Origin of the sequence: Oceanospirillum linum, from assembly GCF_001995095.2 — a bacterium.
Lineage (GTDB): Bacteria > Pseudomonadota > Gammaproteobacteria > Pseudomonadales > Halomonadaceae > Oceanospirillum > Oceanospirillum linum.
Genome location: NZ_MTSD02000157.1, coordinates 1 through 418, shown reverse-complemented (window position 1 = coordinate 418; position 418 = coordinate 1). Strand labels below are relative to the sequence as shown.

Sequence of the window (418 nt, the reverse complement as noted above, 5' to 3'; positions counted from 1 at the left end):
GGATGCACCACCAGAACCCGCAATCAAACCTGTACGCACATTCGACACTTGGTCTTCAGCTAAGCCTGAATCTGCAACCGCTTGCTGCATAGACAGATAAGCGTAACCGGCAGCATCACCCATAAAACGCTTTAATTTACGGTCAATCAGTTCATCAAGGTCGATGTTAACTGAGCCAGACACATGACTGCGAAAACCACGGTCACGATACTCTTCGTTAAACTTGATGCCAGAGCGACCTAAACGCAAAGACTCAAGCACAGTGCTCACATCATTGCCCAGACAGGACACGATACCCATACCGGTTACAACTACACGTCTCATGCTATGCCCTCAGAACTTAGAAGTTATCTGTTGAAGTAAACAAACCTACACGCAGATCTTTTGCGGTATAGATTTCACGACCATCAACAGAAAC

Annotated in this window: 1 protein-coding gene and 1 pseudogene; both read right to left on the bottom strand. The window is 46.4% G+C overall.

Translation table 11 applies throughout. The features are described 5' to 3' along the window. A partial coding sequence (locus BTA35_RS17095; RefSeq protein ID WP_274378445.1) for a beta-ketoacyl synthase N-terminal-like domain-containing protein occupies nt 1-324 on the bottom strand: 324 nt, incomplete at its 3' end. 16 nt (nt 325-340) lie between these two features. Next, nucleotides 341-418: pseudogene (locus BTA35_RS17810) on the bottom strand (3-hydroxyacyl-[acyl-carrier-protein] dehydratase FabA); the annotation flags it as partial.